Source organism: Micromonospora sp. NPDC050784, assembly GCF_044456765.1.
Lineage (GTDB): Bacteria > Actinomycetota > Actinomycetes > Mycobacteriales > Micromonosporaceae > Micromonospora > Micromonospora foliorum.
Genome location: NZ_JBITGG010000001.1, coordinates 1 through 1,728, shown reverse-complemented (window position 1 = coordinate 1,728; position 1,728 = coordinate 1). Strand labels below are relative to the sequence as shown.

Genomic DNA, 1,728 nt, shown 5'->3' with positions numbered 1-1,728 from the left:
CCGCGCCGTCCGAGGTGATGATGCGGCGCCTGGCGCGGTCGCTCCAGGCAGTGGACGAGGAGCAGCTTTACCAAAGCGCAGCCTTTTTCTCGTCCATGGACGCTGCGGGCATCCTGCGCGATCAGGCGGCTGACCTCCTGGAAAGTCCGGCGGATTGGCTCGCCGATACCGAGGAGGCAGCCGCTAACGGTGACGACCTGGCGCGTGATGCCCTCCTGTTGGTCGGATACCTCTTGGGATGCTTTGCGCTCCTAGCTCGCCGGCTCGACCCGTCCGCCAGGACGATTGAACGACTTGGGCCTCTCGTCGCTCTGTCCGTCCTTCTCATGGTCGTCGCCGGGACCATCGGGGCGAACAACCCAAAGGCGCTAGAGAAGATCAATGAGTACCTCAGCAGCCCCGCAGGGCTCATCGGCATCTTCCTCGGAGCAACCGCGACGGCGGCGGGTCCGATGCAGCGCAAGCGGAAGCCCAGCAAGCCGCTGCGCGGCTCGGGTCGGCCGCGGCGCAAGGTGCTGAGGCGGCATATCCGCCGAAAGTGAGAGGCCCCGTCGGGCGGCGCGGGCGGCCTGCGGCTTAGAAGAAGATCGCGGAAGGCTGGTCAAGTGGCTGCGCACCTGGTCAGCCTGTCCGTCGTTGTCGGGTGGCGTCGGCGTCAGCTGGAGGTCTTGGCTGTACGACTGGTTGTACCGCCCTCAGTACTCTGCCCTCATGGATGGCTGGACTCTGGCTGCCACCTTGGTGGCCAGCACTGCGCCGCTCGTCGCCGTAGGGATCGCGGCCTACGCAGTCAGTGTTCCGAGGCGCGCCGCCGACGGCGAGGAAGGCGCCACGGTCAGTCCAGCGACCCAAAGACCTAGTCGCTCCCTGAAGTTTGCGCGAGACGTGGCAGTGAACGTGATCGCAAACCTTGCCGCTGCCGCAGTCATCTACCTCCTGGCGGCAGTGTCCGGGCTCCTGCCTCGATCGCCCTATCTCATTTTCACTGCGCTGACTACGGTGGCATTGGTCGCCGGATTCGGGCTTGGTGCAGTCGGCCTCGCTCTCAGAGGCGACGCAAAGATCTATACGTTGGGAGCGGCCCTGATTGTCATGGGCGCTTCGGGAGTGCTGGCTCCTTTCATCAAGGACTCCGGCCTTACTGGCTGGGAAAAATTCTGGCTTCCAATCGCCTCCAGCGGTGCTCTCGCCGTTGGATTGATCATCGTCGCCTCCATGCGGCAGCTGAGGCGACAGCCTCCCCAGCAGCTACCTAATGCTCCTGAGGCCACAGACGAGCGCGACGAATCCGCGCCACTCACTTGAGCGTCCGCGACCTTGCTGCCATCCCGTCTGCCGCCGACCCACACACCGTGGAGTGGGCCAGGGCCAGGGTGACAAGGTGGAGCGCCCTACCGGACGAACGACCTTGTCGCCCTGGCCCTGGTCTGCTCGGCTCTGCCTGGGTCGGCGGCTGGCGGGATGGCATCCCACCACCTACGGACCGGAACCGTTCGGCAACTCATCTCGGAGTCGTCTGGCCCCCGCCGGAGGCAAATGTCCTTCATTGGCCGGCGCGCCGGCCGATGCCGGCGCTTGCGCCGCCAGCAGGCCGAGCGCGACCGGCGGGGGGCCCGGGGGGGGGGGGGGGGGGCGGGGGGCCGGGGGGCGGGGGGGGGGGGGGGGGGGGGGGCGCGGGCGGGGCGGCGGCGGGACTAGGGGGTATGCAGGGTGGTGGCTGGTGGTGGG

At 67.7% G+C, this 1,728-nt stretch carries 2 protein-coding genes; both read left to right on the top strand.

Annotation, left to right across the window (positions count from 1 at the left end; all coding sequences use genetic code 11):
• The coding region (locus tag ACIBD9_RS00010) for a hypothetical protein (RefSeq protein WP_396713098.1) at positions 1 to 542 on the top strand (542 nt) is incomplete at its 5' end.
• Between the two features lie 169 nt (positions 543 to 711).
• The gene (locus ACIBD9_RS00005; RefSeq protein ID WP_396713096.1) at positions 712 to 1,305 is read left to right on the top strand and encodes a hypothetical protein; all 594 of its coding nucleotides are present in this window, start codon (positions 712 to 714) and stop codon (positions 1,303 to 1,305) included.
• Positions 1,306 to 1,728: the final 423 nt, after the last annotated feature.

What these genes read in the sequence shown, in the direction of transcription:
- ACIBD9_RS00005 (WP_396713096.1), top strand. Translation starts at nt 712, where the DNA reads ATGGATGGCTGGACTCTGGCTGCCACCTTGGTGGCCAGCACTGCGCCG.